This window comes from Bacillus glycinifermentans, from assembly GCF_001042475.2.
In the GTDB taxonomy this organism is placed as follows: domain Bacteria; phylum Bacillota; class Bacilli; order Bacillales; family Bacillaceae; genus Bacillus; species Bacillus glycinifermentans.
Genome location: NZ_LECW02000041.1, coordinates 15,534 through 33,183, shown reverse-complemented (window position 1 = coordinate 33,183; position 17,650 = coordinate 15,534). Strand labels below are relative to the sequence as shown.

The window sequence follows — 17,650 nt, the reverse complement described above, 5'->3', positions numbered from 1 at the left end:
TTTTAACGGGTCAGTTCAAAAAGCAGTGCTCGGACTTTTTTTAATGGGAAAGATGTTGTCGCTTAGATCTTGATATCTAACATTAAAATGGGTAGGGGTGGAACAATACATACTTTCAGCCATTTCATCGATCAACTCCCCTGTCATATCAAACCGCCCGCTTTAATCTCTCATCTTTTTTGCATCGTGCCGCAATTGGTGTATCCTAAAAAAAGGGTTCTAACAGCATAAGGAGGTACACAAGCTGAATAAAAAAAGGGTAACGATATTTTCAGCCATGCTGGCACTGATCGCGATATATATTCTGTACACCTTGTTTGAGAATTTGGTTGCAGATCCAGGGTCAACGTCGTTTTTAAGCCATAAAACCGAACCGCGCGATTCGTTTCATCTTCCGGTTTGGCTGAAGGTCATGTATGTCCACGTAGTTGCGGCTTGTTTGGCAATGCTGTCCGGAGCGGTTAATTTTTTCGGAAGAGCGAAACGCCGCAGGTTTCACCGCTTTAATGGATACATCTATGCCGTGTGCGTGTTTGTCGTGACGCTGTCGTCAGGTTATATGGCGCCCGACTCTACCGGAGGGAGGATCGTCAGCATCGCCTTTAACACGGTGAATATGTATTGGCCGCTGGCTGTGTTTATCTCGATCCTTCAAGCGAGGCGAAAGCAGTTTGATAAGCACCGGAACTGGATGATCCGCAGTTATTTATTCTGTTTTACGAATTTGTTTATTCATATGATTACCTTTGTATTCAACGGAGGATTAGGCTTGACATATGAAACCAGCTACACGGTTGGGGTGTACGGTTCGATTGTGCTCAATGTTCTGATAGCTGAATGCATCATTCGAATTATATGCAGGAAGGCTCAGGCAATCCGGTCTCATCAAAGCAATGCCAAGGGATTCTAGGCACCTGGCATTGCCGTGATGACACGTTCCGTGGTTCACCGCATGGGGTGCGAGTGCTGAAACGCTCGCTTCCATGATGACGCCGTCGGGACTTTCGATAGATAAGGGCTTGTTAAAGTTTTCTTTTTAGTGAAGGAACGATTTGTATCGTTCGGCTAAATCAAAAAATGCCGCCTCCATTTCCTCGAAATGAAGATCTGTCAAACGTCCTCCTTACATTATTCCTCAGCGTTAAAAATCGCAACAGGACGCGCCCAGCCCGCTGAGCCTTTTTCAACTTTAACCGGAAAAGCCATCACATAAAAACCCGCGGAAGGCAGCTGGTCAAGATTGGCAAGTTTTTCGATTTGGCAGTACGGAATCTTGCTTCCGGCATAATGCCCTTCCCATATAATCGAAGGATCTTTTTCGTTTTCGTACCGTTTGGCTGTTATGCTAAACGGCGCATCCCAGCTCCAGGCGTCAGTCCCGACAAGCCGGACGCCGCGCTCTGTTAAATAGAGCGTTGCTTCGCGCCCCATTCGGCATCCGCTGCCCAAGTAATCCTTTTCACCGTATTTTGCACCGGCTGATGTATTGACAAATACAATATCGCCGGGCGCGAGCTTATGGTTGATTCGGTTAAGCTCTCGTTCGATTTCTTCCGCAGTGACGACATGCCCGTCTTCAAAATGTCTAAAATCCAGTTTAACGCCGGGGCCATGAAACCAATCAAGAGGGATTTCATCTATGGTAGGCATTTGTTTGCCGTCGTCCGTTACGGAGCGGTAATGATAAGGCGCATCGATATGAGTCCCTGCGTGGGTCGACATCTTTACATGTTCCACTGCCCAGCCTTCCTGACCTGGAAGGTCTTGCAGGGAAAGTCCGGGAAAGCTTTGGATCATCTGCTGCGCCCCTTGTTTATGGTTCACATACTCAATCTCAGGTATAAAGCCCGGCGGATCAGACGGAATATCGCCTTTTAAGGACACTGACAGATCAACGATTCGTTGTATTTTCATCAATTTTCTCCTTTTTTAGCAGATTAGAGGCATGAGAGCCTTTTCATTTTTATTCTAATAACGAATCACAGCTTGGACAACCTGCAGATTTACTAAAAGTGTCTCAGCTTTATATAAAAAAGGAAACGTGATATAGCTCACAGTTTAAGAGATGCCATTCGTGTAAAGTGAATGATAGTTTTTTGCTGGGGGAGGAGTTAAACGATGAAAAGAACCGATTTGCCTCTTGTTTATTCATGCTCGGGATGTTCTTCAGCCGCACAAACGGCCAACACGATTGCCATCAAAATGGATCGGGAAAACGTTGCCGAAATGTCATGCATTGCCGGTGTCGGCGGTGATGTGAAACCGCTTGTCAAAACGGCAACATCAGGGCGGGATATCATTGCCATTGATGGCTGCCCTCTGTGCTGCTGCAAGAGCTGTTTGGCTAAACATGACGTTCGGCCGAAGCATCATTTTGTACTGTCAGACTTTGATGTACCAAAGAAAAAAGGCGTAGACCCTGATCCTGTCCTTACAATGAAGGCCTATGAACAGATTTTGCAGTTCACGAATCTACATCTTAACGGCTCATTTTGAGAACGACTATTGAGATAGTCGTTTTTTTTATTGAGGAGAGAAAAATGACAAAAAATAAAATTTGTCATTTGATATTCGATCTGTTACGATATTTCAAAGGAGGTGTACCAAAGCGGCACAATGGTGAAGAATTCTGAAGTGTTAACAAAAGAACAAATACTTTCAGCTACGGAAGAAGCGGTCAGGCGGTTTGGCGTTGCAAAAACATCGATAACAGATGTGGCTAAAGCGTTGAATGTCAGCCACGGCACGATTTACCGCCATTTCAAAAGCAAAAAAGAGATTTTCGAAACAGCTACCGAAAAGTGGCTCAATGAAAAGATCCATAAGCCGCTTACCGATCTGTTTCACGATCCTTCCCTCGGAGGAGCCGGGCATGTAAAAGCTTATATGAAAAAACTGTTTGAGCTTAAAATGCACTATGCCGCCGAGGATGAAGAATTGTTTGCGATGTACGCCAAAGTGACAAATGAATCTTCTGAGCTTGTCGACAAAAGCATTGAACAGATCGTGATGCAAATAAGCAAGCTGATCGCCGGCTGTGATGTTAAGTCAAGCGATCATACAGAAGCGGCAAAAGGCATTTTTTATGCGACAGAGCGCTTCCATCACCCCGGTCATGCGAGTGAGTGGAAAAGAGATACGATTAAGCAGGAATTTGAAATCGTGTGGCGTCTTTTGGAAAACGGGTTTTTGAAACCAAACAGTTAGGCGGGGATGAAAATATGGAAAATCTAAAAGGAAAAACAGCGATTGTAACCGGCGCTTCCCGGGGAATCGGGCGCGCCATTGCCGAACAGCTCGCCGGGCTGGGTGCTAAAGTGGCCGTCAATTATGCAAGCAGTCCGCAAAAGGCAAAAGATGTTGTGGAAAGCATTCAGCAAAAGGGAGGAGAGGCTGTTGCCGTTCAGGCTGACCTCAGCATGGTCGCCGGTGTGGAGTCATTATTCAAAACGGCAATTGAGGCATTCGGCAAAGTGGATATCCTGATTAACAATGCGGGAGTGAGCATTTTCAAACCGATCCAGGATATCACGGAGGAGGACTTTGACCGGCAGTTCAATCTGAACGTAAAAGGCACGTTTTTTGCCTGCCGGCAGGCGATGACATACATGGAGGAAAAGGGGAGAATCATCAACTTTTCTACGTCTGTCGCTGGACAGATGTTTCCGGCATACAGCGTATATGCGGGAACAAAAGGTGCTGTTGAACAGTTCACCCGCCAGCTTGCGAAGGAATTCGCAGCAAAGCAGATTACGATCAATGCGGTTGCCCCGGGTCCGGTCAACACAGAACTGTTTACCGAAGGAAAAACAGAGCAGCAAATCGAAGGACTGAAACAGTCGATTGCCCTCGGCCGCATCGGCGAACCGGAAGACATCGCAAATGTGATCGAATTTCTGGTCAGCGAAAAATCGCAATGGATCACGGGACAGACGATCCGCGTGAACGGCGGATTTATTTAATATGCAAAAAAAGCCCAAGACGAGTCTGGGGCTTTTTTGCATTATTTCCACTGTGCGATTGTTTCGACAGGGAGCCGGTATGAGGCATATCCTTCGTCAGCTGCTTTTCCGATCGACAGAAGCATCACCGGAACATAGCGCTCTTTATCTAATCCGAAGGTTTCAGCAATTTTTTCTTTGTCATAGCCGCCGATCGGGTTTGTGTCATAGCCGTGTGCGCGGGCCGTCAGCATAAGCTGCATGGAGACGAGACCGGCGTCAATCAGGATGGTCTCCCGGTTTACCTGTGCCGGAAGCTGTTCAAAATGAGCCATCAGAGCTTTCATTTGCCTGTCTTTTACTTCTTGCGGCATATAGCCGAGCTCTACGGCTTTTGAATAAATGTCTTCCAAATAATCGGCATTGTTCATATCGGCAAATACTGCGATGACGGCAGACGAAGTGTTGACTTGCGTTTGATTGAATTTCGCAAGAGGCGCGAGCTTCTCTTTGCCTTCAGGGCTGTCGATGATCAGAAAGCGCCATGGCTGTGCGTTAACGGAGGATGGCGCTGTCGTCGCTTCCTCTAATATGTCAGTCATCTCTTCCTTGCTGATTTTGACCGTGGGATCGTAGTTGCGAATCGAATGGCGGCCTTTCATAATCTTCATAAAATCGTTTGTTTTTAATTCAGTTCCCATGTGGAAAACACTCCTCTATGCTTGTATATTGTTTATGTTTGTTTGCATCTTCGCCAGAATATCAATAAGTACACGGCGTTCTTCTGCGCTGACGCCGGCGAGCATTTCCTTCATAAAACGCTCTTTTTCTCTCTTGGAAGACTCGATGCGTTCCCGTCCCTGCTCGGTTAAACGGACGAGTGTGATACGGTTGTCCTCCGGCTTCCGTCTTCTTGATACCATTCCACTGGCTTCAAGCTGTTTGACGTGTCTTGTGACGGCAGCGCTGTCGATATTCACCTTTTTTTGAAGGTCGCTTTGACTGATTTCGTCTACATGAAAAAGCAAAGCGAGCAATTCCAGCCGGGATTGGCTGATGCCGGTGCAAGCTTCGAACTTCATGCCAATCCCTTTGTTTAAGCATTGCAGCTGATACAAAATCTCGCCTTCCTGTGAACAATATGACGGCAAAACCGATCCCTTCTTTCTTGTTCGGCAATTAATTGATACATCAATGATTGATATATCAACTAATATACAGACCTTTTTTTCTTTTTGCAAATATCATGCTCTCCTTCCTGCATAAAAAAATACCAAGGTGTTTGCATCCTTGGTATGAGATAGCTAAATGGATCTGTTGTTATCATGTTTTCTTAAGACTTCATGCAGCTTCTCTGCAAATTCGTCAGGGTATAATGAGCAGCCGACGTGGTTCCCGGGAAACTCAACGACTTCTGTCTCTAAACGATCAGCCAGTGCTTCGGCATAGCGGTACGGAAGAAATCCTTTTGAATCAATGCCTCCCGCAGGTACCACGATCGCCTGGGAACTCAGCTTGCTTATATCAGGTCTGTATTCCCTCAGAGCCGGCACCTCGGATAAGATAAAGTAATCGATGTTAGCCATCAGCCGCTCCATCCGGGCTTCGTTTTGCTGCGGCTGAGCAGATGACGCGATGCCCATCGCTTCTGCGAACTCGGCTAAAGCGGATAAACCGTTTGTTCGATAATGCCGCTCAAGCTTCTCAAGGCTCTTTATTCCCAAGGTGCGATCGCCGCCTGACAAGAGCTCCGGGATCGGAGGTTCGTGTGCAGCGAGAATCCGGATTTGCTGAGGGTGACGGATCGCCAGGTCAAGGCCGATAACCGCCCCGGAACTGCACCCGAACACAAAGGCGGGTTCATCGGACAGGCTCGCCAGCAGCCGGTAGGCGTCATCGCTGTGGGTTTCGATCTGATAATGTTCATGTTGATCATCGAGTATGCTCCGGGAATGCCCGCGGCGGTCGTAGGTAACGACGGTGTAGCGATCTGACAGCAGGTCTTTCATAGGGTACGAATCAGCATCACCGTTGCCGCCGTGAATCATCAGCAATATGGGCCCCGACCCGCGCATCTCGTAATACAGGCTTGCGCCGGGTACCTTCAATTTGCCATTTTTGACTACAGTCATTAAAAACGCTCCTCTCTATACATTACTGTATTTACATTACACCGTGCACCGGGTGATATAAATGCAGAAAACGGCTGAGAAACAAACCCGCCATATGCAAAAAAGCACTGATCGCCTCGCGATCAGTGCTTGATTTTATTTAGAGTACACAATCTTTTTCACCGTTTCGACGGAAAGGTGATGGTCGTCGGCCAATTGATCAATCGTTCTGCCTTTTTTAAATGCACTTTTCATCAAAGCGTTCCGATCATCGATCAGCTTTCTCGCCCCTGAACGAACGCCCCATTGTTCGCGGGCGGATTCAGGTTTTGGAATGTAGATCGTTTCTCCTTGCACATGCTTTTGAATTTCTGATATCAGCTTTTCCGGCAAAACAGCCGTTGCATTGAGATAAGCCATATTCATGAGCTCCTTATTTTTTTATCGCATAATAAGGTGCAAAGCCTATCATCAGAAAAGCCAACTTTTCAGGCGATTGATGAAAAAGTACGCCCCATGCAAAGTATCGCCTTTCCAATCACAGGCTTTGCATGAGTCGCTTGAGTAACCGGCATTCTGATCTCAGCCATATTCGTCACCTCCTGGTTTGAGCGGCTTTCATAATCATACATCAAAAAAGTTGGGCTAAGCGCAAACTATTTTTCACGCTTCAGCGTCTATACATACTGGAAAAGCTTAATGGAAAAAGGAGCTCTGTATTGTCATGGAGAAACAGACAGCCAAAACATCGCTTGTAGCGTTCATAACCGGCGGAAAAGAAGATTTTTACCGGCTGGCTTACAGTTATGTGAAAAACCAAGAAGACGCGTTAGACATCGTTCAGGAATCGATCCAAAAAGCGCTCGCTTCCGTCGATTCTGTACGAAATCCCGATACGATCAAAAGCTGGTTTTACAAAATTTTGGTCCGTACCGCGATCGATGTTTTGCGGAAGCAGAAAAAACTCAAAGTAATGGATGACCGGACACTGGAGTTTTTAAGCCGGGGAAAGGAAGATACCTATCAAGATACAGACCTTCGCGAAGCGCTTGAAGAATTGCCGTACCAATATAAAACGATCATCATTCTGCGGTTTTTTGAAGACATGAAAATCGAAGAGATCGCGGACATCACGGGGGACAACATCAATACCGTCAAAACACGGCTCTACAGAGGGCTGAAGCTCATGCGCATTCAGTTGACGAAGGAGGAGCTTTCGTAATGGATAAGAAACTGGAACAATTAAGAAAAGAGTATAAACAGGTGCCCATTCCACAAGAGCTGGATGAGATTGTCGAAAAAGCCCTTCAGCATCGTCCGAACAGGAAAAGAAGGATCGTGATGTGGCCCGCATCGATCGCTGCAGCTGCGGCTGTTTTCATTTTTGCGGCCGTCAATATCAATCCCGAGGCCGCGAAAGCGATGTCGCGAATCCCCGTCATCGGCAAGGTCGTCAAAGCGATTACAATCACCGAGATCAAACAGGAAAAAGACGAATCGAGCATTGATGTGAAAACCCCGGCTTTGTCCGGGCTTTCCAACCGTGAGCTGGAGAAGAACATCAACAAAAAATATGTGAAAGAAAGCCAGCAGCTGTATCGGGAATTTATGGAGACTACATCGAAGCATAAAAAAGGGCACCTCAGCATTTACAGCGATTTTAAGACTGTAACGGATACGCCGGAATTGATCTCAATCCGCCGCGAAACCGAAAAAACGCAGGCATCCGCCTACACGGAGCGGCGCTATGTGACCATCGACAAGAAAAACGGCGTCCTGCTTACGCTGAAGAGCTTATTTAAGGATAAACGCTATGTCGGCGTCATCAGCAAAAATATAAAAAAGCAAATGAAGCAGCAAATGAAGGAAAATCCTGATAAAATATATTGGGTCGGGGATGAGGAGATAGAACCATTTAAACAGATTCATGCTGACCAAAACTTTTATATCACCGAAGATCATAAACTGATGATTTCGTTCGACGAATATGAAGTTGCGCCCGGTTATATGGGGATTGTGGAGTTTGAAATTCCGACCGGCGTGATTTCAAATCTGCTTGTCGGAACCCGCTACATCCGTTAGCTGGCAAAGACTGATACTTCTTTTGTCACGGATTTTCACCCTTCCGTCTGTACTATTATAGAAATCAACCGAAGAAGGGGAGCACGCATTATTGGAGGAATACCATGTTAGATAAGGCACATCATCATCGCTACATACCGGGATTAGACGGACTTCGGGCTTTTGCCGTTCTCGCGGTCATCGCTTACCACCTCGACTTTGATTGGGCCGACGGAGGCTTCATCGGGGTCGATATCTTTTTCGTGTTGTCCGGCTATTTAATCACATCGATCGTTTTGCCGGCGTATGGAAATGACATGACATTGAATTTCCGCAGCTTTTGGATCCGGAGGATGCGGCGGATTGTACCGGCGGCCTCGCTCATGATTATCGCGACCGTCATCTGGGTCGTATTGTTCAAACCTGACATGCTGCACACAGTGCGAGGAGATGCGGTCTTCTCTCTATTGTATGTCAGCAATTGGTGGTTTATTTTTCATGATCTATCTTATTTCGACAGCTTCGGCTCTCCGTCGCCGTTAAAAAACCTTTGGTCATTGGCGATAGAAGAACAATTTTATATCATCTGGCCGATCGTTTTGCTTGCGGGAATGTACATATGCAAAAAACGAACGAGGCTGGCGGCGGCGGTTCTCGTACTCGCGCTATGCTCAGCCGTTTTGATGAGCGTGCTGTACGTACCCGGCGGAGATCCGAGCCGCGTCTACTACGGAACGGATACACGCTCTTTTGAGCTGCTGCTCGGCTGCGCGTTAGCACTCGTATGGCCGATGAAAAGGCTCTCTTCAAACAGGCTGCCGAGCCGTTTGAAGAGAGCGATGCACGGAACAGAGCTGGCTGCTTTTGTCATATTGATCCTCTGCATCCATTTCGTTGATGAATACGTACCGTTCCTTTATCATGGCGGCATGCTCCTGATCAGCATCATCGCTGCGGTACTGATCGCATGCGTCAGTCATCCGAGCAGCTTTTTGGGGCATTTGCTGTCATGGAAACCGCTCAGGTGGGTTGGAACGAGATCATACGGCATTTATCTTTGGCATTATCCTGTCATCGTGCTGAGCACGCCCGTTCAGGAAATTGGGAATCCGGTTTATTGGCATGCTGCCGTTAAGGTCGCTGCAACGCTGATTCTCGCCGAGCTTTCCTATCGTTTCCTTGAGCAGCCGATTCGGAAGGACGGCTTTACGCCATTTGTCCGCCGCGTTTTTTTGAACAGGATTGTAGAATGGAAAACGTCGTCCACCATCAGCAGAATGACGACGGGATTGCTTTTTGCCGCCCTCATCATTTTTGCGGGCGGGCTGTCCGGAATAGCCGGCGCACCGAAACAGCAGCAGTCGATGCCTGCCCAGTCCCATCAGCAGGCAAGCGCATCCTTTGACAAAGAGGGAAAACAGGCGGCAGCTGCAAAAGAAGAACCGGGGAAACAAACAAAATCCAAGAAAGAAAAGAAGGGGAATTCGCGTCAGAAAACGATGTCAAGCATTAAAGAAAAGGAAGTGCTGGCCATCGGTGACTCCGTCATGCTTGACATTGCCCCAAACCTCCGCCGTACATTTTCTCATGTTACGATAGACGGAAAGGTCGGAAGGCAGGTATCAGAAGCGCTTCAATTGACAGCGCAATATGCATCGTTTAATCAGCCGGACAAAGCCGTCATTATTGAGCTGGGGACAAACGGCTATTTTACGGACGGCCAAATGGATGCGCTGCTTGACGCTTTCTCAAAAGCCCGCATTTATCTCGTGAACACGCGTGTGCCGCGGCAATGGGAGAAAAAAGTGAACGAATCGCTGCGCGAGCAGGCGCATAACCGCCGAAATGTGACACTCGTTGACTGGCACAGCGAAGCTCTCGAGCATCCCGAATATTTTGCCTCTGACGGCGTACACCTCGTGCCGAAAGGAGCGGAGGCTTTGACAGCGCTTATCGTTGAGGCGATGAAATAATGCTTATACATAAGAGGAAGCTTTTTATTTCTTGAATGTCGTGATGAACCTGATCAAAAACGGCGTTTTTAAAGTTCCTTTTACTAGTTTGTTATGATGTTTTATAAAATTTTTTATTTGTTTTCTTCTATGGGGAACCATTAACAAAGGCAATCTGTCTTTGCGAAACCATCCGATTTTTGCTGTTTCAGGCCCTTGTTTAATGGGTTCCCCGCCCAGTAATTTTCCTGAATAGATGTACTGCACGTCATGATATTGGGGTTGCTCGTACTCTCCTATTTTGCACGTAATAGAAACGCGATAGCCTGTTTCTTCTTCCATTTCCCTTATGGCACATGTCTCCGGCTGTTCATGCTTTTCCATTCTGCCTCCGGGCAAATCCCAGACAGGATAATCTTTTCTTTTTACGAGAAGTATTTTTCCTTCGCCATTTTCCACAATCGTGAAGCAACCTATCGTATTTACTGCATTCAAGTTTAGATAACTCCTTCCTCCATGTTCATTTCAATAGATAATCTGACCGATTTGACCGGTTTCATCTTATCCCGCCAGGTCATGAGCAATCCACTTCCATGATCAAAAAAATATGTTACAATATACAAATGTTTTGCGAGCCCCCTCCAGCTTATTTCATCATTACATCATATATTTTACTAGCTTGAAAGAAAGGTTTGATACTATGCTTCATAATCCAACAGGAAAGGAACGCCTTGCATTGGCTTTTCTGCTCGGCATGCTTGCGATACTGGGCCCGCTGAATATCGATATGTATTTGCCCAGCTTTCCCGAAATTGCCGACGATTTATCAGCAGGCGCTTCGCTCGTACAGCTAAGCTTAACGGCGTGTTTGATCGGGCTTACGTTCGGCCAGCTCGTGATCGGACCTGTCAGTGATGCACAGGGAAGACGGAAGCCCTTATTAATATCCATCTTTTTATTTGCGTTGTCTTCTCTGTTTTGCGCGCTTTCCCCGAACATTGTCATGCTGGTCATCGGCCGTTTTCTGCAGGGGTTCACAGCTTCGGCGGGAATCGTGCTTTCGCGTGCGATCGTGCGGGACGTATTTACCGGAAGGGAGCTTTCGAAATTTTTCTCGCTCTTAATGGTCATTACCGCGGTCGCGCCGATGGTTGCACCGATGACAGGCGGCGCCATTCTGCTTTTGCCGTTTGCAACATGGCATACGATTTTCTATACGCTGACATTGATCGGATTGTTTCTCGTTCTGATCATTTCACTGAAGCTAAAAGAGACATTGCCGCCTGAGAAGCGGATTCCAAGTTCAATCGGATCATCTGTGAAGACGATGGGCAGCTTGATAAAGGACAGGTCCTTTATCGGCTATGCGCTGACCGTCGGTTTCATCCACGGGGGCAGCTTTGCCTATGTGTCCGGAACGCCTTTTGTGTACCAGGATATTTACGGTGTATCTCCGCAAGTATTCAGCGTTTTATTCGGAATCAACGGCCTGGCGATTATTTCAGGGAGCTTTATCATCGGGCGCTTCGGGGGAATCATTCACGAAAGAAAATTGCTTCGGATAGCGGTCATTACCGCTTTAATCGCAACGGGTGTTCTGCTTACGATGACGATCATCAGAGGACCGCTTGCGACACTGGTCGTCTCAATCTTCGTCTACATGATCACGATCGGAATGACATTGACAAGTACCTTTACGCTGGCGATGGAAAATCAGGGGCATCGTGCGGGCAGTGCAAGTGCAATGCTTGGAATGCTTCCGCTGCTGCTCGGTTCGGTCGTTTCCCCTCTTGTGGGAATGAATGAAACGACGGCCGTTCCGATGGGGGCGATCATGTTTGTTACGGCTGTTATCGGTTCTCTTGCCTTTTTTGCGTTGACAAGGGAAAGATCGGATAAAAACAAGGACGGAATCGCTTGATTCCGTCCTTTTGCTTTTATAGAGAGGCCCGCAGAATGGCGAGCACATCGTCTTTGTTCAGTTTTTGGAAGTTTCCGAAGCCGCCGTGCTCCATTTCTTTTGCTGCAATGTCGGCGATCAGGTCGAGCTTTTCTTCACCGATGCCGTAATCGGAAAGGCGGGAAGGCGCGCCGAGGCTTGTCCAGAAAGCGGACAGCTTGTCGATTCCTTCAAGCGCGATTTCTTTGTCCGTTTTGCCTTCAGTTTCAATGTCAAACATATTGAGCATAAGGGCTTTGAAGCGGCCGACATTTGTGTCAAGCGTATATCTCATCCAGTTCGGAAACAAAATCGCAAGTCCCCCTGCATGCGGAATGTCGTAAACGGCTGAAACGGCATGCTCCATCGTATGGGATGCCCAGTCGCCGAAGTAGCCCATTTGCAGCGTTCCGTTTAATGCGATCGTTCCGGCGTATAAAATCGTTTCACGATGCTTGTAGTTCTGCAGGTCTTCAAGCAGCTTCGGCGCCGTTTCGATCACAGTCTTCAGGACGGAAAAACACATTCTGTCCTGAAGCGGCGTGTTTTCGACATTGTGGAAGTATTGTTCAAACACGTGGCTCATCATGTCAACCATGCCGTAAACCGTTTGGTTTTCGGGAACGGTGTACGTATTTACAGGGTCTAAAATGGAGAACCTCGGATGGGTTACATCGCTGCCCCACACGTATTTCTCATTCGTTTCCCAGTTTGTGATGACAGAGTCAGGGTTCATTTCAGATCCTGTTGCAGCAAGGGTCAAAACCGTACCGAACGGCAGGGCGTCCGAGATGCGCGTTTTCTTGCTGAAAATATCCCAAGGGTCGCCGTCGTATTTTGCACCGGCCGCGATCGCTTTCGTGCAGTCGATGACGCTTCCTCCGCCGATCGCGAGAAGAAACTCGATGTCATGCTGTCTGCACAAATCGATGCCTTTTTGCACCGTAGCAAGGCGCGGGTTCGGTTCTACCCCGGAAAGCTCGTGCCAATCTGCGCCTTCTTCCTTTAAAACGGCGGTTACTTGATCGTAAAGACCGTTTCGTTTAATGCTGCCTCCGCCGTATACAAGCAAAACCCGCTTTCCGTATTTCTTCAGTTCGTTTCTTAATTGTTCAAGCTGGCCTTTTCCGAAGATCAGCTTCGTCGGGTTATAATAAGTGAAATTTTCCATGTGATAAAACCTCCAAATTCTGTACGAAAAATAGGTTTACTACTATAACATACCTTCGTTCACAGAAAAAGAGCAGATCTTCGTACGTCGATTTTTTGACATAAAAAAGCTTGCCGGAAAAATCGTTATCCGGCAAGCTCGAAAAGCGCAGTTCGTTACTTCATGGAAACATCGGCAGACTCGTTCATATGAATGACCATCGAGACGGCGGTGCCGACATCCGGAGCGCTTTGTATTTTCAATTCGCCTCCGCAGAAATGTTTCAGCCGTTTGTTAATATTTTTCAAGCCGACGCTGCTGCTCATGTCCGATGAAAAGATGTCATTCAGTTTTTCCGGCGTCATGCCCAGTCCGTTATCTTCTACTTTGATGTAATACCCGTTTTCACCTTCTTTTTTGACCGTCAGTTTAACCCAGCCTCCTCCTCGTTTCTTGCTGATCCCGTGGTGGACGGCATTTTCGACAAGGGGCTGAATCATTAAAGGCGGCAGCGTGAAATCGATGTCTGGATCAACCTCGAAAATGACTTCGAGCCGCTCGCCGTAGCGCGTTTTTTCTATGGAAAGAAAGGAATTGATAATCGAAAGCTCTTTCCTGAATGAACTGATCGCGGACGTATTTTGAAAATCGAAGCTCTTTCTTAAGTAATTGGCAAATTCGGCAGTGACCTCCCGCGCTTTTTCAATATCCATGTAAGTGAGAGAAATAATCGTGTTTAATACATTGTAAAGAAAATGGGGCTTGATCTGCGACTGGAGAAACGCCATCTCCAAATGTGTCGCCTGATTTGCCGTATGTTTCATCATGATCAAATTTTTAATGCGAGCCGTAAATTCAGAGTAATTGAAAGGCTTTTGCAAAATATCATTTGCGCCGGCATGAAAAGCGTTGTACTTGTCATGGTCAATAATAGCGGCGGTTATGATGAGAACGGGAAGGTCAACTAAGCTGAACCGTTCACGGATGTTAGCGCAGACTTCAAAGCCCGTCATATCCGGCATCATCAGATCCAAAATCACGAGATCAAGCTTTGTCCGGGAGACGACGTCCAATGCCTCTTTTCCATTTTTGGCTGCGATCACTTGGTAAGGAACGTCTTCCAGCATATCGGTTAATATTTTCAAGCTTTCAATGCTATCATCGACAATCAGAACAGTCGGAGCTTCGCTTGTCCTTGAATAATAAGGCGTAGTCATCGGGACGTTCGACATATCCCTGGCGGATTGCAATTCGGCAATCCCTTCTTTAGCGGCAGGCAAAGAACCGTCCTCTGCGATTGGGAGCGTGAAATGGAATGCCGAGCCTTTCCCGACTTCAGAGTTGACCCATATGTCCCCGTTTTGAAGCTTCACAAGCTGTTTGACGATGCTTAAACCGAGCCCGGCTCCATCATCTTTATTGATATCGGCCTTTTGAAAAGATTCAAAGATGGTTTGGAGCATGTTCTCCGGTATGCCGGCTCCAGTATCCGCTACCGTGATTTTCATCATGCTGTCGTTTAGTCTTGCAGCAGAAAGCGTGATTTGTCCCTCAGGCGTATATTTAATCGCGTTGTCGACCAGATTGGTCATGATCTGCCGGAAACGGTTTTCATCGGCGAATACGGGAGGAAGGCCGGCCGGAATATCGTTTGTAATGTTCAGATGTTTATGTTTCGCCAACAGCCGGTAGAAATCCATTTCCGCACTAATCGTCGAATGAATGTCGACAGGACCCTGGTGAATCTGCAGCATGTCCTGCTTCATTTTTTCCAAATCCAAAATGTCATTTACCAGATTGGACAATCGATAGCCCATTCGGATGACGAGATGCATATTGTCTTTTTCTTCTTCTATCGTTTTATTTCTTCTGCCTGCCAATAATGTTTGGCATATATTAATAATGCTGTTCAGCGGTGTTTTAAATTCGTGTGACGTTTTGGCAATGAACTCATCCTTCAGCCGGTCCATCTTGAGCAGTTTTCCGGACAGTTCTTCGTTGTCGCGGAAAGCACCGGCAAACTGCTGCGCCATCAAAAGAACAACCATCAATAAAGCGATGATCGTAGGCACCGAATAGATCGAATTAAAAGAAAAGACCGATCTGCCGCTGTATGCTGATATCGTCGTTAAAATCACAAATGCGCTCATCGATAAAGAGGCGATGGTAAGGTACACGCTTCCTTTCATTTTACGAATGGCGGCAATAGCAAAAATATATGTAATATAAATCAATGTCGTAACGGCAAGAACGGAATGCAGGACATATGTGAAATGGGCAATGAAACCCACAGTTGAAAAATCAGCGGCCAAGACCAAACCTGAGAAGGCAGTCGCACTGATAATAAACTTTTTTGACACAATCTCCCTGTAGGCGAAATAGAGATAGAAAAAAACCGCAATGCTGACAAACACCGTCGCAATCGGCCTCAAAGAGTTTGTCAATGAAAAAGAAATCGACGGAAAGAGGAGAAAGATAATCCGCTCTTTTCCGATCAACAGAATGATGGCCGAAAAAAGAAGACACATCACCGAAAAAAACAACAAATGCTTATCCTTTTTTCTTTGCAGGAAAAAGCCGAGGAAATACAAACCGGTGACGAAGAATGCCGTAATCATGGCGGCATCATTAAGGAAAGAAATTTTATTTTCCCGCAGGATTTGTTCCTGCGGACCGAACTTAATCGGTTTTGCGATGCCCCATCCGGGCAGTTTTTTAAAATTTGAAAAATGTACGATCAGTTCATTGTCGCCGCGGTGAATCGGGAAAAAGCTTACATACGGTTTGTTTTGCGCCAGGAAATCCGGGCTGCTTGCGGGGCTTCCGCTTTGTCCGATCAAATTCCCGTTGAGATAGATGCGGTTTGCACTGTATATAAATGAGGTGCTGATTCCGAATGTCTGATTGTCTTGATTCGTTCTGATCGTCAGCTTGTATGTGCCGTAATCAACATTTTCTCCGGATTCGCCCAATTTTATATTACTAGGGACATCAACAAATACAGGATCTTTACCGGAATGGATCGCTTTCGGCGACAAAAGCTGGTTCCGGTATAATGTCCACTCTCCGTTCAGCTCTACGTTTCCGTCCTTCTGAAAGTCCCAGTTTTTGAGATTCAAGACCCCTTTGCTTGCTTCGGGAGATTTTGAGCCGTACAAGTTATTCATTGTGATAAATATAAAAAAGACTGCGCCATAGGCGAGAATAATCGAAATGAAAACATATATTTTTTTCAACATCGGCACTCCTTATCCAATCAATTAAAACCCCCTACTATGTTCCTGTTTCAATAGTATCAATATTCTAATCACAATTGTTAAAAAACTTCAATAGACCGAAAAAGAAACCAATTAGCTGGGCTGTTCGGCATGATATAATATACTTCATCTGCATATCAACATGGGGTGGGATGATTCGTGAAAGCATTGATTGTTGATGACGAAGAGCTGGCATTAATTCATTTTAAACATATGCTTGAACGGACAAACTTCTTTCAATCGATTACAGCTTTTCAAGACCCGGCGGAAGTTTTGGAATATTCGGCGATTCAAGATGTAGACGCGGTGTTTCTTGACATTGATATGCCGGGAATGAACGGTATTGAACTTGCTGAAGCGATTCAATCGATGAATGAAAGAATTCAAGTCGTTTTTATCACAGCTTACAATGAATTTGCCATCAAAGCGTTTGAATTGAACGCTGTTGATTATTTGCTGAAGCCTGTCGATTACGGCCGCCTTGTGAAGACGATTGAACGCATCAAGATGAACGGCTTGCTCAGGACTCCTTCAGATCCTATCGGGGAACATTTTTCCATTCAATGTTTTGGAAGTCTGCAGTTTTACCAGGCATCCGGAGGTGTCAAGAAAAACATACAGGTCAAGTGGAGAACATCCAAAGCATGCGAAATTTATGCGTATTTGCTCCATCATCAAGGCAGTGTTGTCAGTAAAGAAGCGCTGATCGACCTGTTTTGGCCGAATTTTGATTTTTCCAAAGCGAGTACTCAGCTTTACTCGACGATTTATCAAATCAGGAAATTAATCGGACAGCTTCCTTTCAGCCAATCAATCGAGAAGACCGGCGCAGGGTACGTCCTCAGTCTTGCCGGCACAAAAGTCGATGCGGTTGATTGGGAAAAATCGCTGAAAGAGGCTCCTCCTATCAGCGCCTCAACAGTAAAACGGCACCTGGATATTTTCATGGCATACCGAAACCACTATTTTATGGAGCACGGCTATCTGTGGGCGGAACCGGAAAAGACGCGCCTTGCGCAGCTTTGGCTCCGCAAGGCCGGCGAGCTGATCGATTTTTATATGAAGGAAAAAAATTACGATCAAGCGATGGACATCTGTTTGCAGGTCGACAAAATTGAGCCTTGTGACGGCACAATCATGGAATACAAGATCAAGTTATTTAATAAGACGGGTAATGTCGAAGAGGCGATTAAGGAATATGAGCGCTACAAACAAATGAAGGATAAGGTGAACTAAGAA

At 46.4% G+C, this 17,650-nt stretch carries 16 protein-coding genes and 2 pseudogenes; 9 read left to right on the top strand and 9 right to left on the bottom strand.

What is annotated here, in order from left to right:
- The first annotated feature begins 277 nt into the window (after positions 1–277).
- Positions 278–910, top strand: a complete 633-nt coding sequence (locus AB447_RS19280) for a DUF2306 domain-containing protein (RefSeq protein ID WP_048355792.1) — start codon at positions 278–280, stop codon at positions 908–910.
- A gap of 218 nt (positions 911–1,128) precedes the next feature.
- On the opposite strand, the gene AB447_RS19275 is transcribed toward AB447_RS19280, so the two are convergent.
- Positions 1,129–1,914, bottom strand: a complete 786-nt coding sequence (locus AB447_RS19275; protein WP_048355791.1) for a cyclase family protein — start codon at positions 1,912–1,914, stop codon at positions 1,129–1,131.
- A 204-nt stretch (positions 1,915–2,118) separates the two neighbouring features.
- Here AB447_RS19275 and AB447_RS19270 point away from each other — a divergent pair, with 204 nt between their 5' ends.
- From AB447_RS19270 to AB447_RS19260, 3 genes are all read left to right on the top strand, one after another.
- A complete protein-coding gene (locus AB447_RS19270; RefSeq protein ID WP_048355790.1) occupies positions 2,119–2,496 on the top strand; it encodes a putative zinc-binding protein in 378 nt (125 codons plus the stop codon).
- Positions 2,497–2,616: 120 nt separating this feature from the next.
- Entirely contained in the window at positions 2,617–3,207 is a 591-nt protein-coding gene (locus AB447_RS19265; RefSeq protein WP_048355789.1) for a TetR/AcrR family transcriptional regulator, read from the top strand.
- A gap of 14 nt (positions 3,208–3,221) precedes the next feature.
- Positions 3,222–3,962 (top strand): SDR family oxidoreductase, encoded by a 741-nt coding sequence (locus AB447_RS19260; protein ID WP_048355788.1) that lies wholly within the window; start codon positions 3,222–3,224, stop codon positions 3,960–3,962.
- 41 nt (positions 3,963–4,003) lie between these two features.
- Here AB447_RS19260 and AB447_RS19255 read toward each other — a convergent pair whose 3' ends face one another.
- From AB447_RS19255 to AB447_RS19240, 4 genes and pseudogenes are all read right to left on the bottom strand, one after another.
- Positions 4,004–4,642 carry a nitroreductase family protein gene (locus tag AB447_RS19255; protein WP_057957712.1) on the bottom strand — a complete coding sequence of 213 codons (639 nt, stop codon included), beginning with the start codon at positions 4,640–4,642 and terminating at the stop codon, positions 4,004–4,006.
- Between the two features lie 15 nt (positions 4,643–4,657).
- Positions 4,658–5,151, bottom strand: a pseudogene (locus AB447_RS19250) (MarR family winged helix-turn-helix transcriptional regulator).
- Positions 5,152–5,245: 94 nt separating this feature from the next.
- On the bottom strand, positions 5,246–6,073 hold the full coding sequence (locus tag AB447_RS19245; protein ID WP_057957711.1) for an alpha/beta fold hydrolase: 828 nt from the start codon (positions 6,071–6,073) through the stop codon (positions 5,246–5,248).
- 135 nt (positions 6,074–6,208) lie between these two features.
- Positions 6,209–6,472, bottom strand: coding sequence for a CD3324 family protein (locus AB447_RS19240; protein ID WP_048355721.1), 264 nt, complete (start codon positions 6,470–6,472; stop codon positions 6,209–6,211).
- 304 nt (positions 6,473–6,776) lie between these two features.
- Between AB447_RS19240 and AB447_RS19235 the strand changes: the two genes are divergently transcribed.
- From AB447_RS19235 to AB447_RS19225, 3 genes are all read left to right on the top strand, one after another.
- On the top strand, positions 6,777–7,274 hold the full coding sequence (locus AB447_RS19235; RefSeq protein ID WP_048355720.1) for an RNA polymerase sigma factor: 498 nt from the start codon (positions 6,777–6,779) through the stop codon (positions 7,272–7,274).
- Positions 7,274–8,134: an anti-sigma-V factor RsiV gene (gene rsiV, locus AB447_RS19230; protein WP_048407122.1), complete on the top strand. Its 861-nt coding sequence runs from the start codon at positions 7,274–7,276 to the stop codon at positions 8,132–8,134. Before AB447_RS19235 ends, rsiV begins: the two co-directional genes overlap by 1 nt.
- 104 nt (positions 8,135–8,238) lie before the next feature.
- Positions 8,239–10,086 carry an acyltransferase family protein gene (locus tag AB447_RS19225; RefSeq protein ID WP_048355719.1) on the top strand — a complete coding sequence of 616 codons (1,848 nt, stop codon included), beginning with the start codon at positions 8,239–8,241 and terminating at the stop codon, positions 10,084–10,086.
- 24 nt (positions 10,087–10,110) lie between these two features.
- Here the strand turns inward: AB447_RS19225 and AB447_RS19220 are convergent, their stop codons facing one another.
- Entirely contained in the window at positions 10,111–10,560 is a 450-nt protein-coding gene (locus tag AB447_RS19220; protein ID WP_048355718.1) for an NUDIX hydrolase, read from the bottom strand.
- 205 nt (positions 10,561–10,765) lie between these two features.
- Here AB447_RS19220 and AB447_RS19215 point away from each other — a divergent pair, with 205 nt between their 5' ends.
- Entirely contained in the window at positions 10,766–11,986 is a 1,221-nt protein-coding gene (locus tag AB447_RS19215; protein ID WP_048355717.1) for a Bcr/CflA family efflux MFS transporter, read from the top strand.
- A gap of 16 nt (positions 11,987–12,002) precedes the next feature.
- Here AB447_RS19215 and AB447_RS19210 read toward each other — a convergent pair whose 3' ends face one another.
- The 3 genes and pseudogenes from AB447_RS19210 to AB447_RS27040 form a co-directional block, all read right to left on the bottom strand.
- Positions 12,003–13,175, bottom strand: coding sequence for an iron-containing alcohol dehydrogenase (locus AB447_RS19210; RefSeq protein WP_048355716.1), 1,173 nt, complete (start codon positions 13,173–13,175; stop codon positions 12,003–12,005).
- Between the two features lie 155 nt (positions 13,176–13,330).
- Positions 13,331–14,371, bottom strand: a complete 1,041-nt coding sequence (locus tag AB447_RS27045) for a response regulator (protein WP_269769346.1) — start codon at positions 14,369–14,371, stop codon at positions 13,331–13,333.
- A gap of 87 nt (positions 14,372–14,458) precedes the next feature.
- A pseudogene (locus AB447_RS27040) lies at positions 14,459–15,772 on the bottom strand (sensor histidine kinase); the annotation flags it as partial.
- A gap of 798 nt (positions 15,773–16,570) precedes the next feature.
- Between AB447_RS27040 and AB447_RS19200 the strand changes: the two are divergent.
- On the top strand, positions 16,571–17,647 hold the full coding sequence (locus tag AB447_RS19200) for a response regulator (protein ID WP_048355715.1): 1,077 nt from the start codon (positions 16,571–16,573) through the stop codon (positions 17,645–17,647).
- Positions 17,648–17,650 lie beyond the last annotated feature (3 nt).

What these genes read in the sequence shown, in the direction of transcription:
- AB447_RS19280 (WP_048355792.1), top strand. Translation starts at nt 278, where the DNA reads ATGCTGGCACTGATCGCGATATATATTCTGTACACCTTGTTTGAGAAT.
- AB447_RS19275 (WP_048355791.1), bottom strand. Translation starts at nt 1,914, where the DNA reads ATGAAAATACAACGAATCGTTGATCTGTCAGTGTCCTTAAAAGGCGAT.
- AB447_RS19270 (WP_048355790.1), top strand. Translation starts at nt 2,119, where the DNA reads ATGAAAAGAACCGATTTGCCTCTTGTTTATTCATGCTCGGGATGTTCT.
- AB447_RS19265 (WP_048355789.1), top strand. Translation starts at nt 2,617, where the DNA reads ATGGTGAAGAATTCTGAAGTGTTAACAAAAGAACAAATACTTTCAGCT.
- AB447_RS19260 (WP_048355788.1), top strand. Translation starts at nt 3,222, where the DNA reads ATGGAAAATCTAAAAGGAAAAACAGCGATTGTAACCGGCGCTTCCCGG.
- AB447_RS19255 (WP_057957712.1), bottom strand. Translation starts at nt 4,642, where the DNA reads ATGGGAACTGAATTAAAAACAAACGATTTTATGAAGATTATGAAAGGC.
- AB447_RS19245 (WP_057957711.1), bottom strand. Translation starts at nt 6,073, where the DNA reads ATGACTGTAGTCAAAAATGGCAAATTGAAGGTACCCGGCGCAAGCCTG.
- AB447_RS19240 (WP_048355721.1), bottom strand. Translation starts at nt 6,472, where the DNA reads ATGGCTTATCTCAATGCAACGGCTGTTTTGCCGGAAAAGCTGATATCA.
- AB447_RS19235 (WP_048355720.1), top strand. Translation starts at nt 6,777, where the DNA reads ATGGAGAAACAGACAGCCAAAACATCGCTTGTAGCGTTCATAACCGGC.
- rsiV (WP_048407122.1), top strand. Translation starts at nt 7,274, where the DNA reads ATGGATAAGAAACTGGAACAATTAAGAAAAGAGTATAAACAGGTGCCC.
- AB447_RS19225 (WP_048355719.1), top strand. Translation starts at nt 8,239, where the DNA reads ATGTTAGATAAGGCACATCATCATCGCTACATACCGGGATTAGACGGA.
- AB447_RS19215 (WP_048355717.1), top strand. Translation starts at nt 10,766, where the DNA reads ATGCTTCATAATCCAACAGGAAAGGAACGCCTTGCATTGGCTTTTCTG.
- AB447_RS19210 (WP_048355716.1), bottom strand. Translation starts at nt 13,175, where the DNA reads ATGGAAAATTTCACTTATTATAACCCGACGAAGCTGATCTTCGGAAAA.
- AB447_RS27045 (WP_269769346.1), bottom strand. Translation starts at nt 14,371, where the DNA reads ATGACTACGCCTTATTATTCAAGGACAAGCGAAGCTCCGACTGTTCTG.